The sequence below is a fragment of the Acinetobacter baretiae genome (assembly GCF_015627105.1).
Classification (GTDB): Bacteria; Pseudomonadota; Gammaproteobacteria; order Pseudomonadales; family Moraxellaceae; genus Acinetobacter; species Acinetobacter baretiae.
Map to the genome: position 1 here is coordinate 1 of NZ_VTDM01000065.1, position 1236 is coordinate 1236.

At 40.0% G+C, this 1236-nt stretch carries 1 protein-coding gene; it reads right to left on the reverse strand.

The window, feature by feature from the left end:
• Positions 1-5: 5 nt before the first annotated feature.
• A protein-coding gene (locus I2F17_RS12490) for an IS3 family transposase (protein WP_211140163.1) occupies positions 6-1165 on the reverse strand; the annotation gives its coding sequence in 2 pieces (ribosomal slippage) (positions 6-919 and positions 919-1165; 1161 coding nt in all).
• Positions 1166-1236: the final 71 nt, after the last annotated feature.

A 1236-nucleotide genomic window follows, 5' to 3' on the forward strand; every position in this document is an offset into this window, starting at 1 on the left:
TGATCCTAGACAGAATTGTGGAGATTCGATCCCTCTAAAGATTTCAAATAGTTTTGTTCAAAAGCCTCAGGGCTTAACCAACCATTTGCAGAATGTCGTCTAATCCGATTGTAGTAAATTTCAATATACTCGAACAAGACTGAATTAGCCTCTTTTCTTGTAGAAAATACACTGTCATGTACAACATGCCCTTTGAGTGTGTGAAAAAAGCTTTCCATAACAGCATTGTCCCAACAGTTCCCTCGACGCGACATGCTTTGGACCGCATCATTTGTCAGCAGTAAGGCTCTAAAATCACGGCTACAGTACTGGCTTCCTTGATCGGAATGTACCATCATACCTTTAGGATAACCTTGACGTGCAAGTGCGTAGTTAAATGCATCACAGACCAATTGACGATCTATTCGTGTACTGGTTTGCCAACCCACGATACGTCGACTAAACAAGTCCAACATTACACATAAATACAGCCAACCTTCCTTTGTACGAATATACGTAATGTCAGTCGTCCAAACCTTATTTGGCTTAGACACTGCAAATTGACGATTTAACAAGTTTGGTGCTGTTGGTAAACGGTGATTTGAATCCGTTGTATGCTTGTATTTACGAGCGATTTTACTACGTAATCTTAGCTTACTTAACATTCTACCTACAGTACGCTCACTCATGCTATAGCCCAAATCATGCATATCATGGACTAGAGATGGGGCTCCTAAACGTGCATGGTGTTGCCAATAAACTGCCTTGAGATCATCATAGTTTTGCCTTAACGTATGTTTTCTTTTACGCCAAGCATAATAACCTGAAGGGCTGACCGCTAAACACTGGCAAGCAATAGATACAGTAATCCCATTTGTTTTCATCTCGTGAATTACCGTGTACTTTTCTTGGCTTGATCCGTGAGAAAGTACACATGTACTTTTTTAAAGATGTCATTTGCCTCTTTGAGCTGTTTGATTTCTTTTCTCAAAGTGAGAATTTCTTGTTGCTCTGGTGAAAGTGCTCGTTTGCTTGAACCTTCAGTACTCGCTGTACGTATCCATTTATCTAAAGTGGAGTAACCAACACCGAGTTTACCTGCAATTGTTGCTAATGGTTCATGTGAGTTCGCAAGTGCATAATCGATTGCTTGCTGTTTAAATTCCTGACTAAAGCGTTTAGCCATAAGTGTGCTCCAAAGTTAATTTTACGTTAGCTTTAGAGGGAATCTTTGTCCACTTTTTTGTCTAGGATCAC